The organism is Chengkuizengella sediminis (genome assembly GCF_010078385.1).
Classification (GTDB): Bacteria; Bacillota; Bacilli; order Paenibacillales; family KCTC-33759; genus Chengkuizengella; species Chengkuizengella sediminis.
Window position 1 is genome coordinate 64,611 of sequence record NZ_SIJC01000005.1, and the last position, 21,388, is coordinate 85,998.

19 protein-coding genes are annotated in these 21,388 nt (G+C 33.2%); 6 read left to right on the forward strand and 13 right to left on the reverse strand.

What is annotated here, in order from left to right; genetic code table 11:
- Positions 1-21: 21 nt before the first annotated feature.
- Positions 22-1,221 (reverse strand): phenylacetate--CoA ligase family protein, encoded by a 1,200-nt coding sequence (locus EPK97_RS11685; protein WP_162036804.1) that lies wholly within the window; start codon positions 1,219-1,221, stop codon positions 22-24.
- A 207-nt stretch (positions 1,222-1,428) separates the two neighbouring features.
- Between EPK97_RS11685 and EPK97_RS11690 the strand changes: the two genes are divergently transcribed.
- Complete coding sequence (locus EPK97_RS11690) at positions 1,429-2,394, forward strand: YheC/YheD family protein (protein ID WP_162036805.1); 966 nt, start codon at positions 1,429-1,431, stop codon at positions 2,392-2,394.
- A 154-nt stretch (positions 2,395-2,548) separates the two neighbouring features.
- On the opposite strand, the gene EPK97_RS11695 is transcribed toward EPK97_RS11690, so the two are convergent.
- Positions 2,549-3,235 (reverse strand): hypothetical protein, encoded by a 687-nt coding sequence (locus EPK97_RS11695; protein WP_162036806.1) that lies wholly within the window; start codon positions 3,233-3,235, stop codon positions 2,549-2,551.
- Positions 3,236-3,593: 358 nt separating this feature from the next.
- On the opposite strand from EPK97_RS11695, the gene EPK97_RS11700 reads away from it, so the two are divergent.
- Complete coding sequence (locus EPK97_RS11700) at positions 3,594-5,696, forward strand: neutral/alkaline ceramidase (protein WP_162036807.1); 2,103 nt, start codon at positions 3,594-3,596, stop codon at positions 5,694-5,696.
- A 129-nt stretch (positions 5,697-5,825) separates the two neighbouring features.
- Here the strand turns inward: EPK97_RS11700 and EPK97_RS11705 are convergent, their stop codons facing one another.
- The 8 genes from EPK97_RS11705 to EPK97_RS11735 all read right to left on the reverse strand — a co-directional run bounded on the left by EPK97_RS11705 (position 5,826) and on the right by EPK97_RS11735 (position 12,603).
- Positions 5,826-6,644, reverse strand: coding sequence for an AAC(3) family N-acetyltransferase (locus EPK97_RS11705; protein ID WP_240903794.1), 819 nt, complete (start codon positions 6,642-6,644; stop codon positions 5,826-5,828).
- Between the two features lie 125 nt (positions 6,645-6,769).
- A complete protein-coding gene (locus EPK97_RS11710; protein ID WP_162036808.1) occupies positions 6,770-7,468 on the reverse strand; it encodes a LiaF transmembrane domain-containing protein in 699 nt (232 codons plus the stop codon).
- A gap of 77 nt (positions 7,469-7,545) precedes the next feature.
- On the reverse strand, positions 7,546-7,734 hold the full coding sequence (locus EPK97_RS11715; protein ID WP_162036809.1) for a hypothetical protein: 189 nt from the start codon (positions 7,732-7,734) through the stop codon (positions 7,546-7,548).
- Positions 7,735-8,177: 443 nt separating this feature from the next.
- A complete protein-coding gene (locus EPK97_RS22590) occupies positions 8,178-8,261 on the reverse strand; it encodes a putative holin-like toxin (RefSeq protein ID WP_407925673.1) in 84 nt (27 codons plus the stop codon).
- Between the two features lie 127 nt (positions 8,262-8,388).
- The gene (locus EPK97_RS11720; RefSeq protein WP_240903795.1) at positions 8,389-9,765 is read right to left on the reverse strand and encodes an ABC transporter substrate-binding protein; all 1,377 of its coding nucleotides are present in this window, start codon (positions 9,763-9,765) and stop codon (positions 8,389-8,391) included.
- 17 nt (positions 9,766-9,782) lie between these two features.
- Positions 9,783-10,595: a carbohydrate ABC transporter permease gene (locus tag EPK97_RS11725; protein WP_162036810.1), complete on the reverse strand. Its 813-nt coding sequence runs from the start codon at positions 10,593-10,595 to the stop codon at positions 9,783-9,785.
- Positions 10,592-11,485 (reverse strand): carbohydrate ABC transporter permease, encoded by an 894-nt coding sequence (locus EPK97_RS11730; RefSeq protein WP_162036811.1) that lies wholly within the window; start codon positions 11,483-11,485, stop codon positions 10,592-10,594. The genes EPK97_RS11725 and EPK97_RS11730 overlap by 4 nt, the downstream gene beginning before the upstream one ends.
- Positions 11,482-12,603: an ABC transporter ATP-binding protein gene (locus EPK97_RS11735; protein WP_162036812.1), complete on the reverse strand. Its 1,122-nt coding sequence runs from the start codon at positions 12,601-12,603 to the stop codon at positions 11,482-11,484. The genes EPK97_RS11730 and EPK97_RS11735 overlap by 4 nt, the downstream gene beginning before the upstream one ends.
- Positions 12,604-12,962: 359 nt before the next feature.
- Here EPK97_RS11735 and EPK97_RS11740 point away from each other — a divergent pair, with 359 nt between their 5' ends.
- The 4 genes from EPK97_RS11740 (at position 12,963) to EPK97_RS11755 (ending at position 18,980) form a co-directional block, all read left to right on the forward strand.
- Entirely contained in the window at positions 12,963-13,880 is a 918-nt protein-coding gene (locus EPK97_RS11740; protein WP_162036813.1) for a proline dehydrogenase family protein, read from the forward strand.
- Between the two features lie 157 nt (positions 13,881-14,037).
- Positions 14,038-15,582, forward strand: coding sequence for an L-glutamate gamma-semialdehyde dehydrogenase (gene pruA / locus EPK97_RS11745; protein ID WP_162036814.1), 1,545 nt, complete (start codon positions 14,038-14,040; stop codon positions 15,580-15,582).
- A 482-nt stretch (positions 15,583-16,064) separates the two neighbouring features.
- Positions 16,065-17,576, forward strand: coding sequence for a sodium/proline symporter PutP (putP, locus tag EPK97_RS11750; RefSeq protein WP_338075707.1), 1,512 nt, complete (start codon positions 16,065-16,067; stop codon positions 17,574-17,576).
- A 159-nt stretch (positions 17,577-17,735) separates the two neighbouring features.
- Entirely contained in the window at positions 17,736-18,980 is a 1,245-nt protein-coding gene (locus EPK97_RS11755; protein WP_162036816.1) for a PucR family transcriptional regulator, read from the forward strand.
- 105 nt (positions 18,981-19,085) lie between these two features.
- Here the strand turns inward: EPK97_RS11755 and EPK97_RS11760 are convergent, their stop codons facing one another.
- The 3 genes from EPK97_RS11760 to EPK97_RS11770 all read right to left on the reverse strand — a co-directional run bounded on the left by EPK97_RS11760 (position 19,086) and on the right by EPK97_RS11770 (position 21,303).
- A complete protein-coding gene (locus EPK97_RS11760; protein WP_162036817.1) occupies positions 19,086-20,081 on the reverse strand; it encodes a GNAT family N-acetyltransferase in 996 nt (331 codons plus the stop codon).
- 127 nt (positions 20,082-20,208) lie between these two features.
- On the reverse strand, positions 20,209-20,454 hold the full coding sequence (locus EPK97_RS11765) for a transporter suffix domain-containing protein (protein WP_240903807.1): 246 nt from the start codon (positions 20,452-20,454) through the stop codon (positions 20,209-20,211).
- 129 nt (positions 20,455-20,583) lie between these two features.
- Positions 20,584-21,303: an AAA family ATPase gene (locus tag EPK97_RS11770; protein ID WP_162036819.1), complete on the reverse strand. Its 720-nt coding sequence runs from the start codon at positions 21,301-21,303 to the stop codon at positions 20,584-20,586.
- Positions 21,304-21,388: the final 85 nt, after the last annotated feature.

The window sequence follows — 21,388 nt, forward strand, 5'->3', positions numbered from 1 at the left end:
TTTAATTAGCACCACCTAGTTTTATTTTTCATAGTAAATTTTTTTGTTTTTGACTTTTCCTGTGTTTAACTCCTCATTTGACACCGCTAATACCTGTATTTCATCCAATATTTTATTGTTGATCATACGCCCTATTTCAGGGATTTTTTCTTGAATATCCTTTTGAATAGTTGTGAGCATTGAAGGATTCACTAGCTTGCTGTGAATATAAATTGTAAGTGCATTATTTTGAAGCTTGACTCGTACACTTGCTTCTTTTAAATGTTGATATACGATCTCCTCAATGTCATAAATACTAATTTTTTCTCCATGTTTAAATTCAGGACCAACTCTTTTTACAATGTTTTGGAACGTTTGTTTTTCAACGCCATCGATGACCATGGTTCTTAAATCTCGTACAACATCATAGGTAACAAATCGAATGGCAGGAAACATTGAACGAACAAAGGAAGTTAATACAAGAATGGACTCCTTATTTTCCAACTTCTCCATGTTTAAACCGATTTCATCTGATTGAATTCCCTCTGCATACAAATGATCTAAGAATACATATCGCCTAATGTCATGTGAATAATACGCAATGGTGCCAATTTCAATGGAACCTAATGTGTCCATTATATCTTCTCTTTGTATTTGAAAAATGTTAGCTATTTTTTGCTGCCACTCCTCTGATGCGATTTCTCCAACTAAAATGATCTTCTTGATTCCAAAGTCTGCCGGGTTTTCAGCTGCATAAATTAAATGATCTAATATAGAGGGCATCGTATATAAAACGTCTGGTTTAAAGGTTTTGAGCTGTTGGATATGCTCCTCAATGGGACGATCAAAGGAAATAGCCTTACTTTCCATTTGTAGTTTTTTAAAAATAAAATCGGCAGTACTTGCAGCATGACCTGTACCTACATCCGAAAATGCCTTTTTACAGGCACTATTATTTAGAAATTGTTTATAAACCTCCATTTTTAACGATACATACCGCTGTTCATCCGCTTCGGAATAAGCGATTTTTTTTCTAATATTAGAGCTAGTTCCTGAGGTTTGATACACATGGATAGAATCATCATATTCCTGATGATAATAATGTTTTTCCAATATATCTGTGGTCATATAAGGGAGATCATTGAAATCCTTAATGGGTTGATTTATATAAAACTGTTCATACCATGGATAAATGATTTTAACCTCTTTTAACTTACCTTTTAATTTTTCAAGCAAGTCCATCGCTGCCTCCTATATTCTGATTCAGATTTCAATTTCTGTTGAACTACTAAAATTATATGATGTGGAATATATAAGGTTCTTTTCTTAAATAAAATTGCAAGAAATAGGCAATGAAACAAGCAACGATGTCATCTTAAACGTACATTAAAATATAAACACTTTGGCTGTAATCATATAAATAAAACCCAAGGAGTTGTCAATCAATAGATGAATAAAAAAGAAAGCAAGAAAAAATACGTTTCCAGTAAGTGGATAAAAACATTAGCTCTGATAAAAAATACGGACTTAAAAACCTATATCCCTGAAACAAGAAAGGCGAATTTTGAAAGTGTAAATGAAATGTTAAATAAACACCATGTTGTATATGTAAAACCGAGTCGAGGTTCATTAGGTAAAGGTGTGATGAGAATCAAAAAAACGAACGAAAATGAGGAAATAATTTACGAATGGCAGCAAGATTTAGAAGTCAAACAATACAGTTCGTATAATGCGTTATATAATGACTTAAGCCATCATATTCAAAAAACGAAACGACTTCATATCGTGCAAAAAGGTATCGATATGGTGAAATATAAAGACCGTTCTGCAGATATAAGAGTAATGGTTCAACAAAATACAAATTCAGAATGGGAAGTTACTGGCATCATCGCGAGATTGTCTCATCCTAAAAAGGTTGTAACTAACATCAGCAGCGGTGGTATTATCTGTAATATTGAAACGCTAATTAACCATTTATGTCAATATGATAATAATTTAATAGAAAAACTGAAGTGGATTGGTCTTGAAACTGCAAAACAAATGAATAAAACATATCCCAATATGAAAGAAAGTGGGCTGGATATCGCACTGGATCAAAACCTGCATCCTTGGATTCTAGAAGTGAATACAAAACCGAGTGTCATTCCGTTTACTCGGTTAGAAGACAAAAGCATCATCGAAAAAATAGTTCTATACGGGAAGGATTATGGAAGACATTATTATTTAAAACCAAAGTTTGATGTAAAGGGGAACAGAATAATTAAACCTAAAAAAAGAAGTAGGAAGGGAGGTAAAGGCATAACTAACATTTTAGAGAATACGCACCCTGAAAAAAGACAAAAAGTAGCAAAACCTTTCCCTCGAAAATATAAACGCTACAGAAAAAGAATTCCCTCTAAAAAGGTGATTTTATAAGTATCATACACTCACACCAATACAGACAGCCACATAAAGATATCCAAAAAAGCCTTAAAGGAGGGTACGCCCCCCTTCAAGGCAGTCATAATAAATTTAATTTTAAACAGTTTAAATGTTTTGATTAGTTTTTTATATCTAAAACTCTCTTCTACTAAGGAATGTATTGTTGCAGAATTTGTACGATTTCGTTTTCAATGATATAAAAATGATAGATTGGTCTATCATCTTGCTCATCAGTTTCCATATACTCATTTACAATGTTTATAAATTCATTTGTGTATTTTAAACTTGACTCTTCTATTATATAAGATGAATAATCTGTTGATAATTGATATGGAATTCGTTCTTCTTCAATGTTACGGATATAAAATCCATTTGGAATTTGCTGTTCTGCTTCTTCTCTACTCATGTTTCCATCTTCTATTATCGCTTGAATAGCTTGTTCTCCACCTAACCATTCAACCGTATCAATTTCAAAAAAGATAGTATCATTTTCTTCTTTTACGTTTAAAATGCTACCCATTGTAATTTCTAAATCAGGTAGTCTTTTTACTACATGTTCTAACCTATATAATTGTTCATAAAACTCTTTCATTATATCTAATTTGTTATCAATCATTTTAGATTCAAAACTATTTATTTGCTCCAGTAATTGTTGATTTTGAGTTTTTAAAATTATAATTTCTTCTCTTAGCTCATTCATTTCATTCTCTATATCATCTGTATTTTGTCCAACTTCTTTTGGTTCATCAATTTTGTTTTGACACCCGATTAAACTACCTAAACAAATAAACAAGACAAGACAAACACCTATATATTTATAACTATAAGTTAACAATTTCAGTTTCGAACCTCCTATGTCATCACAAAACATTTTTTATTACTAGATAAGGATTTATTTCAATATTAATGAAAAATTTGTATGATACATGGTGAATTATACCACGATAAAAAATAAAAAGGTAGGTGAATAGTATGGAATTTTGTATCACAAGATTTTTTTTTGAACATTTTTATCTATACTACTATACTAAATTAGCCAAATAGTATAAAATTATGGTATATTTTAATAGGACATGAAATAATTTCAATTTTTTATTTAATAGATATTGAAATAATAATTATTCTTTGTCCATACATTTTATACATTACATAATTTTTTTCTTTATCTTAAAATTTTTAAGGAGGATGAAATGATGACATTAAAGTATTTAAAACAAGGTTTTATCGTTTTACTTGCGCTTTTTGTTCTGTTTTCTTACTTACCTACGAGCAAAAATGTAAGCGTTTACGCTAACAATGATTTTGATTATTACGTAGGTGCAGGTGTTTATGACATCACAGGTCCCCCAGCAGAAGTGGTGATGATGGGATATGCAAATCCATCCATGACTACAAAAGGTATCCACTTCCGTTTAAAATCAAGGGCATTTATTATGAAGGAAAAAGAAACGGAGAACAGTGTAGTTTTTGTAAGTGCAGATCTTGGTCAAATTTTCCACTCTGTCACACAAGGTGTTATTCAAAAATTAAAAGATAACGGATATGGAGATTTGTATGGCTATAATAATGTATTGTTAAGTGCTACACATGACCACAGTGGTCCAGGAGGGTACGCTCATGAAGGGTTGTACAATGTAAGTACTTTTGGTTTCCATGAAGAGAATTATAACGTCATCGTCGAAGGAATTTATGAATCTATTGTAAGAGCACATGAAAATTTGGAACCTGGTTATATTGAAATTAATGAGGGACTTGTGGATGGAACTAGTGCTAATCGTTCTGAAGAAGCCTATAACAACAATCCTAAAGATGAACGAGATCAATATGATGATAACGTTGATAAAACCATGACACTTTTAAACTTTAGAAATGTACAGGGAGAACTTCTAGGTATTATCAATTGGTTTGCAGTACACGGTGTTTCCATGGGACAAGATAATCACTATATTTCAGGTGAAAACAAAGGTTACGCCTCCTATTTATATGAAAAAGAAATGCAAGCCAACTATGGTGATGATAAAACATTCGTAGCTGCATTTGCTCAAGCTAATTTAGGTGATGTAACACCAAACATATTTGGAGATGGAGTAGGTTATGGAGATAACGACTTTGAAAGCACTAAAAAATCGGGAGAAATCCAGTTTGAAGCTGCAAAATCCTTAAGTGAAACTGCACACGTTAGAATATCTGGTCCCATTGTTACCAAACATGAATTTAAAGACTTTTCAAATTTAGAAATAGATGGAAAATATACAGATGGAGAAGCTAAAAGAACATATCCTTCTGCGTTAGGTTATTCTTTTGCAGCAGGAACTGAGGATGGCAGACCTGATATAGATATGTTTGAAGAAGGAATGACTCAACCTGAGTATAAAATAGATGGGTACGATAATATCATCACTTATGCACGTGACCTTCTGGTCTTAGTTCCACAAATTGGGGAGATGAGTGGTTCCTTATACCCTGAATTATGGGAACAACATTATCCTAAGCCTGTTTTATTTGCCCCTTCCCAAGTAAAACCTGACCCTTGGACACCACAAATTATTCCTTTACAAATGGTTCAAATAGGTCAACTATCTATTCTAGCTGTACCTTCTGAAATCACTACGATGTCTGGTAGAAGATTAGTAAATCTTGTTCAAGAAAACATGGCAGAACAATTTAACAACAACTATATTGTAATTGCAGGTTTATCTAACTCTTATTCTAGTTATGTTACAACACCTGAGGAATATGAAAAACAACAATATGAGGGAGCATCTACACTATTTGGAAAATGGACATTAGCTGGGTACTTACAAGAGTTTGATAAACTTTCAAAAGCCATTATTAACAATGAAAATATTGAATCAGGACCTATTCCAAAAGATTTAACAGATGAGCAGGTTTATCTCCTTCCAGGGATCATATTTGATGCCCCTCCAGTTTTTAGACACTTTGGTGATATCAAAGATGATGTAAACACCAGTTACAACGCTGGAGATAATGTCAAAGCTAGTTTTTGGTCTGGTCACCCTAACAATAACTTTAGAACTGAATCTACCTATCTTGAGGTACAACAACTAATAAATGGTGAATGGGAAGTCATTGCTGATGATGGAGATTGGGAAACAAAGTTTCTATGGAACCGTGAATCTACATTGTTTGGAACTTCATCATCAACAGTTGAATGGGATATTCCGACTAATGCAGTTGATGGTACGTATCGAGTCGTACATTATGGAGCTTATCAAACCATAACGGGTAAAGTTTATGAGTATCAAGGAAAATCTTCAGAGTTTACCATAGAATAATCAATGTCATTTTATCAAGACTGTTCATTTTAAATAGAATAATAAAAAGGACTGTATTTTTACAGTCCTTTTTATTGGTATCAGGTAAAAATCTTCATAAGGTTAAAACCCAATGTTTTTAGAATTATACTAAGGTGCCTTATGTAAGTTTTTATCTCTTAACCAATTCTCACCAAAATCTACACATTCTTTTTGCTTAAATAATTTGGCTTTGGCCATTCCAATGTGACCTTTACATACATTGTGATCTTTTTCAAAATCTTGACCTATTTCATTAAAACAATCAGAATCCATATCTATGTGACTAAATGTTTTCCATACTCTTTTACCATCTTCTATAATTGGAGCACCTTGAGCCTCTTGGGTATGTATGGGTACTCTATTTTCTGATAAATGAAATGAAGTATTATTTTCATAATCTACTCCAAGTAATAAAACAAAACCATCCAAATCATATATTTTTGAAAGAGGTGATATTTCACCTAATCCATCTTCTAATGAATGTTCTTTTGTCACTTTCTCAGCGTGTTTCCCCCAAGCAGCAAATGAATATAAAGGATGGTAACTCCTTTTTACATTTGGAAATTCACGAAAAGTTTCAACTATTTTCCCCATATACCATGTGGGTGTAATTTGAGGATCAAATGCAGGCATTGTATCTCTAATTACTTGCCACCAGTTTTCAGGAACAGGAGGGTTTTCCCAATAAGAAGGTTCTGAAAGATTTGGTGAATGAGTTGGCATAATCAATGTACCTTCTTCTGTAAGAACATCCATCAAAGCTTGTACCACTGCAACTGACCCTCCACTTACCCATCCTAATGAGCTTAAAGATGAGTGAACAATCACAGTCATACCTTTTTTTAGTCCTAATTTTTTAAAATCTGTTTTTAAGGTTTCTGCTGTATTTAATTTGTCTGATTTGTTTATCACATTTGCTTCACTCAAAAACTAAACCTCCACATTTGTTTCATAAATAATTATATTTATTACTATATATTTTTAATTACAACTTCAATAAGTAAGAGTAATATTCTACATAAACACTTTCATAATCATTGAATTATGAATCTTTAATTTTTGATCTCTAATCCACCAAAAACAATAACACAATCAAGGATTAATGTTGGAGCTTCTGAATTACTTGAACGGTTATAAGTTTTATTTCTCCAATCTCCAAAAATTGGAGTTCCTTTCAATTCTATATTCCATCCTTCGGGGACAATAATATCTGCTCCTCCAAAAGCAACGACTACGTCAATTGTCACTCCATCCTGTGATATATTAGCGTCTCTTAGATCCAAGTTTACATCACCAAACGCTACAACCATACTTCCACCTTTAAAATTTTGTGATACATTTTTTAAATCTGAACCAGAGAAAGCCCCAATTGTATTAATCGAATCTTTTGAATCCACATTTGATTTACCCTTTTTAGGATTATATCCTTTGTATGTCTTATCTCCCCTTGAAAACATAATCCATATTCCTATGATGATAAGGATTACAGGCCAAAAGGAAGCATAGTCAAAAATATTAAAAACATCTAATATTCGAAGTTGAAAAAATACACCTATTGTTAAAAGAATAAGACCACTAGATTTTGAATTTGAATGATTCAACATATTTAATATACCTAAAAAAACTAATATCAGTGGCCAAAAATTTCTAAATAAATAGCCTAAATTCAAATCTATGATTTCCGTACTATTTAATAATAGAAATACGCCCATGATAATCACGATGATTCCAAACATGTATTTCCCTTTCATTTGTTTCCCCACCTTTACTTTAGTTTCATCTAGCATATGAATATGAAACATATTTATTACTGGAAAAGAGGAGAGAATTAATCTCCTCCACCACCATCTCCACCGCCGAAGTCACCAACGTTACTATCACCACCTCCGGAGTGAGAAGTTGAGTCATGTGATCGATTAGAACTTCTCTTACTGTCTCCAAATATTAAATTTGAAACAATAATAAGTACACATATTAATATAAAAAATATAAAGATGAATCCTATTCCTGATGGCATAAAACTCCCCCTTTATTAGACACTTATCTTTTATTTTATTCGAAATGAAAAACAATGTATACTTGATAATTTAAGTACACTGACTGTTTTCTGTAAAGAAAACTCGCCGATTGGCGAGCCTTAAGCGAAGACAGAAGGGTAGTTGCACTTATACTTTACTCCATTAAAATATTTATAAATTCTTAAAGTGAAACAAAAACGATCGATATCAGAATGGTGGAATCCCATAAGAAAAAAGTACTTGTCAAATGTATCATAAATATTATCATTTCATAATGATATTAAAACAAGTATAATTGAAAAAAGAGTATCAGATTATGAACAAATGAATAAACTGATAAAGACCGCAGATGTGCCAGCATCTACGGTCTTACAATGATTGCCTCAGGGTGATCGGTAATAAAGATGAATAGTCCCCCAACATAAACTGGGTTAATGGGGGATTATTTTTTTTTGAGGTATGAAAGTAAAGTTAGAATAAGCATACTGAACATGATCATCAATATTAATGCATCATTAATTTCCATGGCGTCACCTCCTTTCTCAGGAGATGGGCCAATCACCAGTGAGTGCTATATCCCATTGCTAACATATTATACCACATTTTGTCGAATCAAACGCTTGTTCTATTCATTAAATTTAGTGTTTTACACTTTATTTTTTCGTACGATTCGCTATTTCCATTGCACGTTCTGTTCCTTTTGCTGCCTGGTCTAATGCTTCCTGTGGAGCCATTCCTTGATATAAATTTTCCAACGCAGTTACAACCTGTTGTCTTGATTCAGGAAATACGGATATTAACGCTCCTTGTGTTGCAGGTTGTGACTTCGTTGATTGTAATTGTTCAACGGTTACTTTAAGCTGTGGGTATTTTGAATGCTCATCTTTCACTAATTGCTCATCATAAGCCGCTGGTGTTATAGCAAAATATCCTGTTTCAACATGCCATATCGCTTGAATTTCTGGGGTTTGCAAATATTTCATAAAATTCCATGCCCCCTCCTGTATGCTCTCATCAATTTCTTTTGATAACCACAACGAAGCGCCACCTATCACTACCCCTTGAGGTACCATATTATCAGGAAAAGGAATAAATCCTACCCCTACTTCAAAAGGAGAATTTTCAATAGCAGTACGAACTCCTGACGAAGAATCCATATACATAGCTACCTTACCAGATTGGAAAGCGGCACGAATATCATCCCAATTGGATCCAAAATTACCAAACGTCCCTGCTTTATTCATATCGTTTAATAAATTAAAAATTCTCAGTCCTTCTTCACCATTGAACAATGCATTTTCTGCATCACCCGAACGCCCATTGTTTTCATCTACATATAACCCTCCTTGTGTTGCTAGGAGCTGTTCAAAAAACCAACCATATGTCAACATTGAAAAACCGTATCGATCTGTGACATTACCATTCACAGTAGTTAATTTTTTAGCTGCTTCTTTGATCTCACTATATGTACGTGGTGCTTTATCCGCTTCTAAACCAACTTCAGTAAAAGCATCCTTATTATAAATTAAAACAGGTGTTGATGAATTAAATGGCATAGAGTAAAATTTCCCCTCAACTTTGTAGTAATTAACAATGTTCTCTTCCAATAAATCCATATCGTAATCTTCTTTATCAATAAAAGTTTGGATCGGTTCAAAAAAACCACTATCAATCATATATTTTGTTCCAACTTCAAATGTTTGCATTATAGCTGGCGCATCATCTGTACCACCTACACTCCGTAGTTTAGTTAAAGCTTCTTCATATGAGCCTTGGTATTCAGCAACAATTTCATATTCGTTTTGAGATTGATTGTACTTATTAACAAGGCTATCTAACGTTTCTTGCAATGTTCCCCCCATGGAATGCCAGAAGATTACTTGCGTTTTATCTCCATCTTTATTTCCTACCTGCTGCTCCTCTGATGATTCATTCGTTTTTGTTGATTCACTTTTAGAAGTTTGTTCTGAACAAGCAGACATAATGAGAACCAATAATAAAATGATGATGGAATAACCTATTTTTTTCAATTAAAATCCCTCTCCTTCTATTTAATTGCTCCTTGAGTCAAACCTTTTTGTAATTGCTTTTGTCCTAAAAATAAAAGCAATAAAGCTGGAATGATCACGATGATGACTCCCGCCATAACCACACCCCACTCCGTTGCTATTTCCTGTGTCTGCAATTGTTTAATACCAATTTGCACAGTTCTTACAGAATCATTACTCGTCACTAGAAGTGGCCATAAGTACATATTCCAAGTAGTTAAAAATCCATACGCTCCTAAAGTGACTAAACTGGTTTTTGAAACAGGTAATACAATTTTATAAAAAAACTTAAATCGACTTAAACCAGCAACCTGTGAGGCTTCATACAATTCTAACGGAATAATTTTAAAATGCTGTCTCAATAAAAATGTGCCAAAAGCCAACGCGAAAAATGGGATGGTTAATCCTTCATACGAGTTAATCCAACCTAATTTCTGTATGGTCAAAAAGTTTGGAATCATCGTTGCCTCCCAAGGAATCATCATCGTTGAAATAAAAATAAAAAACACAATATTTCTCCCATGAAAAGGAATAAAAACAAACGTAAATGCAGCAAGGCTTGAAACAACTAACATGCCAATTGTTACAGTTATTGAAACGATGAAGCTATTCCATAAATAGTGCAAAAGAGGAACGCTTTCAAATGCATCGATATAGTTTTGATAAGTTACAGATCTGGGAAGAATTTGACCTTGAAGAATATCCCCACCATCCATAAGACTAATAAAAAAAGCATAACAAATTGGAAAAATCAAACATATAGAACAAATTATTAACAGAGGATAAACCACCCATTTATTTACCGTATTCATTGATAAAACACCCTCTTTTCACCAAATTTAAATTGTAAAATCGTAACAATTAAAATAAAGAAAAAGAGAACGATAGCCTGGGCGCTTGCTGTTCCAAATTGATAATTGATAAATGCTTCTCGATAAATGGAGTAAACAATTAAATTTGTAGATTCAGCTGGACCTCCTTTTGTTAAAATATCTACTTGCCCAAAGGTCTGGAAAGCATTAATTAACGAGATCGTAATGATGAAAAAGAGTGTTGGTGATAACATAGGAATCGTTATACGCCTCAGTTTATACCAATAACTAGCACCATCAATCGATGCACTTTCATATAAACTTTCATCTATATTTTGTAATCCACCGAGTAAGATTAAAAAGGTAAAACCCGTATTCATCCAAATGGTTGTGATAGATATGGAGATAAGTGCCCAACTCGGGTCTACTAACCATTCGATAGCTTGAATATCAAAAATAGATAAAAAACGATTAATTGCTCCTATGCTAGGGTGAAATAAAAACAACCAGATAACAGAAGAAGCAGCTACGGACATCCCCATAGTTGAGGAAAACAAAGTGCGAAACACACCGATTCCCTTCAGTTTTTCATTTGCTAAAATGGCTAAAAAAAGTGCTATCAAGATACTTATGGGCACGGTATATATAACAAATAATAAAGTAGCCTTTATACTTTTATGAAAGCTTTTAGATTCTATTAAGTATTTGAAATTTTCTAAACCTACGAATTCTGCCGGCTTCCCCTGAAAATCTGTTAAAAAGAAACTTAGATATACTGTTTTAAACATAGGATAAAATACAAATACACTAAATAGTACAATGGATGGCAATAAATATAAAAGTGCGATTCGAACATTTACGAAACGAGACCAGAAGCCTTGATGTTTCATAGTTTCACCTCATTAATTTTATAATGAGTATCAATATTAGGCTTTTTCAAAACAATTCCCGTTTTAGAGTCAAATATACTTAATACCTGATAATCTAGTCTAACAGGGATACGATCTCCAACATCTATTCTCCATTGTCCATTCCATTTTATGGAGCACTGCTGATCCATTAACTTAAAAAATATTATCGTTTCAGTACCTAGCACTTCCACATTCACGACCTCGATTAAAAAATGATTAGGTTCGTTTCTAGACAAACGAATATTTTCTGGTCTGATACCAATGATAATGTCATCACTTGATATATTACTTACATCATATAAAGGAACTAAAATCTCATGATGATCTCCAATTTGAATCGATTGTTTTTGTTTGTTAAAAGTTGCTTGAATCAAATTCATAGGTGGTGACCCTATGAATTGTGCGACAAATGCATTAGCAGGATGATTATAAATCTGTAGCGGATCACCAATTTGTTGTATTTTTCCATCGTTTAATACCATTATCCGATCCCCCATGGTCATCGCTTCTACTTGATCATGGGTAACATAAATCATGGTTAAACCCAATCGACGTTGGATTTGTTTAATTTCTGAACGCATGTGTGCTCTAAGTTTTGCATCTAAGTTTGAAAGAGGTTCGTCCATCAAACAGATTGGAGCCTGGCTTACTATCGATCTAGCCAGTGCTACTCGTTGACGTTGTCCACCAGATAGCTCACGGGGTTTTCTTTTTAAAAATGGGATTAAACCTAACATTTCTGCAACTTCATTACATCTTTTATTTCTTTCACCCTTTGGTACCTTTTGTGCCTGAAGTCCAAACACAATATTTTCTCTTACGGTTAGATGAGGATAAAGGGCATAATTTTGAAAAACAAAAGAGATCCCCCGTTGACTCGGTCGTAATAAGTTGGCATAATTTTCTCCAATAAATAACTTTCCAGCCGAAATGTCTTCCAATCCTGCAATCATACGTAATAAAGTACTTTTCCCACAACCTGATGGACCTACAAGTACAAAAAATTCTCCTGGCTCAATGCTAACAGTAATATTTTCTAAAACATTCGTAGGAAAATTGTACGATTTTGACATTTGAACTAGTTCAACTTTTTTCATAGCATCCATCCTTCTGTATTGTTCTCTATAATTATGTACAAGCTCTGTCAATGGTAGATTAATAAAATGTAAATTTTCAGTTAAAATAAAATGTAAGAATACACAAATACCCAAAAAGTAGAAAAAAATGATATAACATCATATATTTCCAGTCTATGTAATTTATTTTTCATTATGTAACATTTTAGAATTTGTGTCTAAACCACAATAAGTCTTCAACAATATTGTTTGCACCACACATTGTTCAATAAATGCCACTACACATATAATAAATATATTAACTTCAATCCAAAACAGACTAAAATAGCAAACTATGACTGTGCGATTGTCCAACTATTAAGAAAAGGAGGTTAAATACTGTGGAAGCGCTATCTAGAAACTTTTTCTTATACTTATCTAAAAATAAATCTTTAAACAAAATGGCAAAACGTTACGGTTTAAAATTCGGTGCTCTAAAAGTGGTTGGAGGAATAGATTTTGATCGTACAGTACCAGTCATTAAAAAATTAAATAAAATGGGTTTGTGCACAACTGTAGATCATCTTGGTGAATTTGTAAATTCCATTGATGAAACACATGAACGTACAGCTCAAGAAATCCATACAATTCAAACCATTGCAAAAGAAAACCTTGACTCACAAACATCCGTAAAACTTACATCCCTTGGGTTGGATATTGATTATAACTTAGTATTTGAAAATATGCGGTCTATTTTAAATGAAGCTAAAAAACATGACGTTTTTGTAACGATTGATATGGAAGATGAAACAAGATGTCAAGCAACGCTAGATATATTTAAAGGGTTAAAAGCAGAGTTTGATAATGTAGGTACCGTCATCCAATCCTATTTATATCGATCCACAGAAGATATCAATGACTTGAAGACTCTTTTACCTAATTTACGTCTGGTAAAGGGAGCATATAAGGAATCTGCTGATGTAGCATATCAAGAAAAAAAGGATGTTGACAAAAACTTAAAACAAATGATAAAAGACCATCTCACTAATGGTAATTATACTGCCATTGCAACTCATGATGATCAAATCATTAACTTTACAAAACAATTTGCTGAAGAAAATAATATCAGTCGTGATTTGTTTGAATTTCAAATGTTATACGGGATGAGAACACAAACACAACTTGAACTAATTAAACAAGATTATAAAATGAGAGTATACGTACCTTATGGAAACGATTGGTATGGTTATTTTATGAGAAGACTTGCGGAAAGACCTGCCAATGTTGCTTTTGTAGCAAAAGGACTATTTAAAAACTAATATTACCAAAAAGTTAGTGAGTTTAAATGTATGTACGTACTCCTACTTTTGAGAATATTTTCGGGGATTCTAGAACAAAATATCCCTATTAACATTTTATGGGAAACTTTGATTCATTAAAAACATTAATTAGCATTTATAAAAGGAGAGAAATAATATGAGACCTTATAAACACGAACCATTTTTAGATTTTTCAAAGGAAAGTAACCAACAAGAAATGAAAGCAGCTTTACAACAAGTTGAGGAAGAATTCGGTAACGATTATGAACTTATTATTAACGGTGAGCGAATTAAAACAGAAAGTAAAATTGTTTCCTACAATCCAGCTAATAAAAATGAAGTGATTGGTACGGTTTCAAAAGCGAACCAAGAACTTGCTGGTGAAGCGATCAATGCAGCAGAAGCTGCCTTTAAAACTTGGAAAAAGTGGAATCCAGAAGCTCGCGCTGATATCTTATTCCGTGCAGCTGCAATCATCCGCAGAAGAAAAGCTGAATTCTCTGCACTTTTAATCAAAGAATCCGGTAAACCTTGGAATGAAGCTGATGCTGATACAGCCGAAGCAATTGATTTCTTAGAATATTATGCTAGAGAAATGATAAGATTAAAGGATGGAACTCCTGTATCTAGTCGTGATGGTGAATACAATAAATATATTTATACACCAACGGGAGTAACAGTGGTTATTTCCCCATGGAACTTCCCATTTGCAATTATGGCAGGAACTACAGTGGCTCCTATCGTTACTGGAAATACAGTTGTACTAAAACCTGCAAGTAGCACACCAGTTGTTGCTTATAAATTTGTTGAAGTATTAGAAGAAGCAGGTCTCCCTGCAGGGGTAGTTAATTTTTGCCCAGGTAGTGGTTCTGAAGTTGGAGACTTCTTAGTCGATCATCCTAAAACAAGTTTAATTACTTTTACTGGTTCACGTGAAGTTGGTACTCGCATTTTTGAACGTGCATCAAAAGTAAACCCTGGTCAAATTTGGTTAAAGAGAACGATTATTGAAATGGGTGGTAAAGACACCGTTGTTGTTGATAAAAATGCCGACTTAGAGGTTGCTGCTGAATCCATTTTTAGATCCGCTTTTGGATTTTCCGGACAAAAATGTTCTGCAGGTTCTCGTGCAGTAATCCACCAAGATGTATATGATGAAGTCTTAAATAGAGTCATTGAAATATCAAAAGATAAAATTCTTGGAGATCCTACAGATTATAATACTTACATGGGACCCGTCATTGATCAAGCTTCCTTTGATAAAATTATGTCCTATATTCAAGTTGGTAAAGAAGAAGGTCGTTTAGTATTAGGTGGAAATGGAGATGATTCAAAAGGATTCTTCATCGAACCAACTATTATTGCTGATGTAGATCCTAAAGCTCGAATCATGCAAGAAGAAATCTTCGGACCTGTTGTTGCTTTTGCAAAAGCAACAGATTTTGAAGAAGCCATTGAAATAGCAAACAATACAGAATATGGTTTAACAGGTGCATTAATTTCTAATGACCGTGAACATATTGAGTATGCAAAAGAAAACTTCTATGTTGGTAACCTATACTTTAATCGTACCTGTACGGGTGCTATCGTTGGATATCAACCGTTTGGCGGATTCAACATGTCAGGTACAGATTCCAAAGCGGGCGGTCCTGATTACCTAGTCCAACACATGTTGCCTAAAACAATCAGTGAAACACTATAATACACCCCAAAAAGTGAAGAATAGTCTAGAGATGTAATTGCCGATTACTTTTCGGGGACCCCGGGAACATTAATATACCCACAAAAGTGAGGTGCATCATTGGAGTCCCAGTTCATGGATGAACTGGTGTCGGAATTGCCACATGGAGGTGGCAGTTTATGATCGACCTAGTACTTTTGCGGGGTCCAGAAGAAACTACACCCCAAAAAGTGAAGATATAAAATTTTAATAACAGCTACCTTGAAGAATATGAATTATACTCTCTCAAGGTAGTTTTTTTTCTTTTGTTCATCTATCATAAGGGTAAGAATATATTTCATACAATTAAATGAAAGCGTTTTCTCAAAACCTATTATCATCGGAGGTGAGTCAAATGGATTATGGATTAACGGGCGCAACTTGGTTTTGGTTACTGCTGCCTATGCCGTTATTGGTGATAATTAGTTTAATCTCTTATTTGAAAGAAAGGAGAAATTAATATGATTAGTGGAGCGACTTTAACTACATTTATTATTTACTTAATTGGTATGCTTATCATAGGTTGGGTTGCCTATAAAAAAACGGACAACTTATCTGATTATGTGCTGGGGGGTAGACGATTAGGAGGTGCAGTTGCTGCTTTAAGTGCGGGTGCCTCTGATATGAGCGGTTGGTTATTGTTAGGACTACCGGGTTATGCGTATGCAGCCGGTATGCAGGCCACTTGGATATGTGTTGGTCTCGCTCTTGGAGCCTATTTAAATTGGCAATTTGTCGCTAAAAGACTTCGTGTATACACAGAAATCGCAAACGATTCAATTACTATCCCAGATTTTTTCGAAAACCGATTTCAAGATTCTTCTAAACTCCTTCGAGTGATCTCCGCATTTGTTATTTTATTATTTTTTACTTTCTACACATCTTCAGGTTTAGTGGGAGGAGCCCTTCTTTTTGAGAATACATTCGGATTAGAATATCAGATCGCCCTTTGGGTTGGTGCTTTAGTCATCATTTCTTATACGCTGTTAGGTGGGTTTCTAGCAGTAAGCTGGACCGATTTTTTTCAGGGTATATTAATGTTTCTAGCTCTGGTTGTCGTTCCTATTGTCATGATTGGAAATATGGGAGGATGGAACGAAACGATTCAGCGCATTGGTGAAATTGATGCAAGCAGATTGGATGTTTTTAGTGGTGTTGGTTTCTTAGGAATTATTTCATTAATGGCATGGGGATTAGGATATTTTGGGCAGCCTCATATTTTGACAAGATTTATGGCTATAAAACATCAAAAAGAAATACCTAAAGCAAGATTTATAGGTATGACATGGATGGTCATTTCATTATTTGGCGCTATCTTCACTGGTTTTGTAGGAATAGCTTATTTTGCTGGTGCTCCATTAACGGATGCTGAAACTGTTTTTATAGAAGCAGCAAATGTATTATTCCACCCCGTTGTTTCAGGATTTTTACTTGCAGCTATTTTGTCAGCTATTATGAGTACGATTGATTCACAATTACTTGTATCATCTAGTGCCATTGCCGAAGACTTTTACAAGGTATTAATTCGTCCTTCTGCATCCTCTAAAGAATTAATTTGGGTAGGAAGAATCTCAGTACTCGTTATAGCACTGATTGCCATTTTCCTTGCCTTTAATCCTGAAAGTTCTGTTCTTGATTTAGTTAGTTATGCTTGGGCAGGTTTTGGAGCAGCATTTGGTCCTATTATTATTCTCTCATTATTTTGGAAAAGAATGACTCGGAATGGGGCTTTAGGTGGTATGATTGTTGGTGCGGCTACAGTTGTTATCTGGAAGCTCCTTTCTACACCTGAATTAAATGATGCTGGTGCTATAATCAAGGAAGCAATAATACCTTTTGATTTATATGAAATCGTGCCTGGGTTTATATTGGGATTCATTACGATAGTGATCATTAGTTTCATAGGAAAAAATCCTGAAAGTAACATCGTAGCTAACTTCGAAAAGATGGAAAGCATGCTAAAATCAAACTCTTAATTTTGTTTACATAATTTGAGTATGCAACAAATCTCTTGGTTCATAATTCCAAGAGATTTTTTCTTTATAAAAGTCTTTGAAACAATATCTTGACAATTGTGTTAATTTTCAAGATGATAAATATAGAAACAAAACATTTTTTATTAGAGGAGCGGAGTTATGGAGCCGAATCAATTGAGCGAAGCATTTGAAATTAAAGATCTTGATCTATTAACCGAACATATCAGTTCAGTTTTAAAAAAACCGCTCATTATAGAAAATAAAAGTTTTGAATTGATTTCCTATAGTTCTAAATTTGCTTATCATTTTGATACATCACAACAAAAAACCATTTTATCCAAAAAATGCCCCTTGTTTATAATAGATCGCTTAAAAAAGGATGGTATCTTTCGGCAACTAGAAAAATTCCCAGACCCAATTCGAATTAACGAAATCGAAGAGCTTGGTCTTTATCAACGAATCGTTGTCAGTGCTAAACATAAAGGACAGATTCTCGGTTATATTTGGGTACAAGAAGCCGATGTTATTTTAAACGAAGAAGAATTACATTTCTTAAAAGAAGTATCCAATCATATAGGTACATTATTATACAAACGTCTAAAAGATAAAAACTCTAATCAAAACACAAAAGAACAATTGATGTTTGAGTTGTTAAACCAAGATGACAACGAACAACAAATAATAAACCATGCCAAAACTGCAAATATAACCTTACCTGTAAGATTTACTATAGTTGTATTTTCAGCTCATAATAATGAAGAGTTAAATCTAATGAAACCTGTATTAAATAAGGAATTTCAAAAAGCTAAACCTAATGCCATCGTTTTAAATGAAAACAATCAAACGATTGTCATTATAGGGAGTGAATCTGACAAAGAATATCTCACATATGATAATGCTAGAATGCTGATTCGAAATATACGTGATATATTAAATGAAGAGCAACGTAAGAAACTGTTGATTGGAATGGGAAATGAATATGATAAATTAGGAAAGTTACGGAAAAGTTATGTTGAAGCATTAGAGGTTATTCAATCAACAGAATTTGTAGATCGAAATGATAATGAAGTACCTATTGAAAATAAAGATCTAGGAATATACCGATATATCTCTACGATACATGAGCGAAATGTTCAAGAACGTTATGAAAATGAAATGATCTTAACTTTGCAAAATTACGACAACAAAAATAATACAAATCTTATTCGAACATTAGAAATTTATTTAAAAAACAACTGCAAATTAAAACGGACAGCTGAAGAACTATTCATTCATCCTAATACGATGAATTATAGATTAAAACAAATTATTGATCTAACATCCATTGACTTTGATAATTTTTATATCAAATGTCAGGTATATATAGACTTATTACTTTTAAAGAAAAATAAACCTAAAATATAAAATAATTAGATCAATAACACGCCATATATCTCTAAGTTATCCTAAAAAAAGAACCTCTTTTGGAAAAAAATCCAAATTAGGTTCTTAGTTTTAATATCTTTTAATTTATATTTTGCCATTTGCCCACATGATTCGATGGTCAATTTTTCTTGTTAAACGATATGCAATAGGATAAAATCCACGTTTTGGCCAAAATCTAGATGACTGTAAGTTAGTCATTCTCCAATCTGACATACAATACTGATAACCATTTTCCTTTGCTTCCATAAACCCTTTTTGTGTTAATAATTTACCTATCCCTCTTCCTCTCTCTTCTTTTTTTGTTCCAGCTATACTTAATTCAATACATCGATCAGGTGTCATCATATCAGAGTTACTTGTTGTAGTTTCCCAATATCCTTGGAAACCAATTAATTGATTCCCCTTAAAAGCTATCCATAATTTAGCATTTGAGTCTTCTACTATTCCACCATACCCTTTTTTTATTTCTGTTAAGTATTCTGGTAAAACTGCAGCCCATACAGGTGCTCCGGTTTGATGGGACATGATTAAATCTCCTATATCAGTGAGTATACTTTGATCTGATTTTATAGCTAAACGAATTTCAATTGGGTGTTGATTTTCTATTTCCATAGCTTGATTTGTGATATCACATAAAGCGTGTACCTGCTCAAATGAGAACCCTAATTTTAACCACGCATCCAATATTGAACGATTTCCAGCTGGAACAAGTACATAGTGGTCAAAACAACCGTATTGTACCCATTGCTCTGCAATTTTAGTATAGAGGTCTCTATATAACTCCTCATGCACATTTTCAGAAATAGCTAGCCCAGCATAATCAATCCAAATATGGCGACCACGTATATCATTGGAAATAAAAGTACCTATCAGATAACCTATCATTTGTTTGTTATCAAAAATAGCTATCCCCTCTGAATTTTCTTTTACCCAAACGGCTTCAACTGCCTTAAGTGCATCATCTTCAAGTTCAAATTGTGATGGGAGTTCAGGAAATTGCTTTCGTTCCCGTTTGTGACGGGTAGCCAATAATTTTGCAGCATCAGTTAAGCATTCATCTTTAAATTGTAAAAACTCCATACGAAATTCTCCTTTGTTAAAACCACAAATATGTTCACATATTTCATTAGTTCTACAATTCATTATGTATGATGATCGAACAATTAATCTATGTAAAAATTGTTTTTAAAAGGAATTTTACATTTTTTTAGTCTGATCCTTCATTTTCATTTTTTTTAAACCATTTTTTTATGTTAAAAAAGTTTCTATATTTCTTTACAACTTCTCTACCTAGTATCAATCCACCAACCCAAAATGAAATTTCACCAACAATAATTAAAATCCCTGTAACAGCAGTTTTAAATCCTGTGCTCACATTTAAAAAAGGGACGATCAATATCAGCCCATAAAAGATAAAAGAAAAAATGATTAAAATGAACCCTAACTTTTTCATCAATAGTAATATCCTCCTATTTTCATTATTTATGTAAGTACTAGTTTTTTTCTACAGAGCCACTTAATCGTATCCAATTCCTTAACTATAACATTGTTTAAATCTTTTTTATTATTTCTACGAATTCCCTTAATCCATTAACTCTCTTAGATACCTGTTTCTGTTTTCCAAAAACCTTCTAGAAATTTGATAATGATTTGTATCCTCATAGTTGATTTGTCTGATAGGTGTATCATCAAAATTAAAAATATCTGCGTTTGGATACCCCATTAATATTGGAGAATGTGTAGCGATAATTAACTGCGCATGTTTCTGTAATTCATGAATAATACTTAAAAAAGCTAATTGCCTTGCTGGTGAAAGAGCAGCCTCTGGTTCATCTAAAAGATATATACCTGATTGTCCAAACCGACTTTTAAACAAAGACAAAAAAGACTCTCCATGTGATTGTTCATGGAGGGACTTTCCACCGTAATAACTGTAAATACCAGGGTCTTCTTCAGCTAGCTCATCAATATGAGAAGCGAAGTGATAAAATGATTCTGCACGCAGGAAAAATCCTCTGTTCATTTTAGGCATCCATGAAAGCCGAACATAATCCCCTAACCTTGCCTCTGAAGAGTCTACTTCATAAGTATTATTTCTGCTACCACCCGCAGTATTAAATTCACACTGATAAGCAATTGCCTCAAGTAGTGTAGACTTTCCTGAACCATTTTCTCCCACAAAAAACGTTACATTCTTCGTTAAAGATAAGTTATCTAGTGCTTTAATGGTTGGAATATTAAATGGATATTGGTTGGAATTTTGTATTTTTTCGTTAAGTTTTATAATTTCTCGTAAATACATTTTCATGCCCTTCCCTATTAAAGTTTATTTTATTACTATTCACATAGATCACACTTTGAAGTTGGATTTATTTTAATTTTAATTT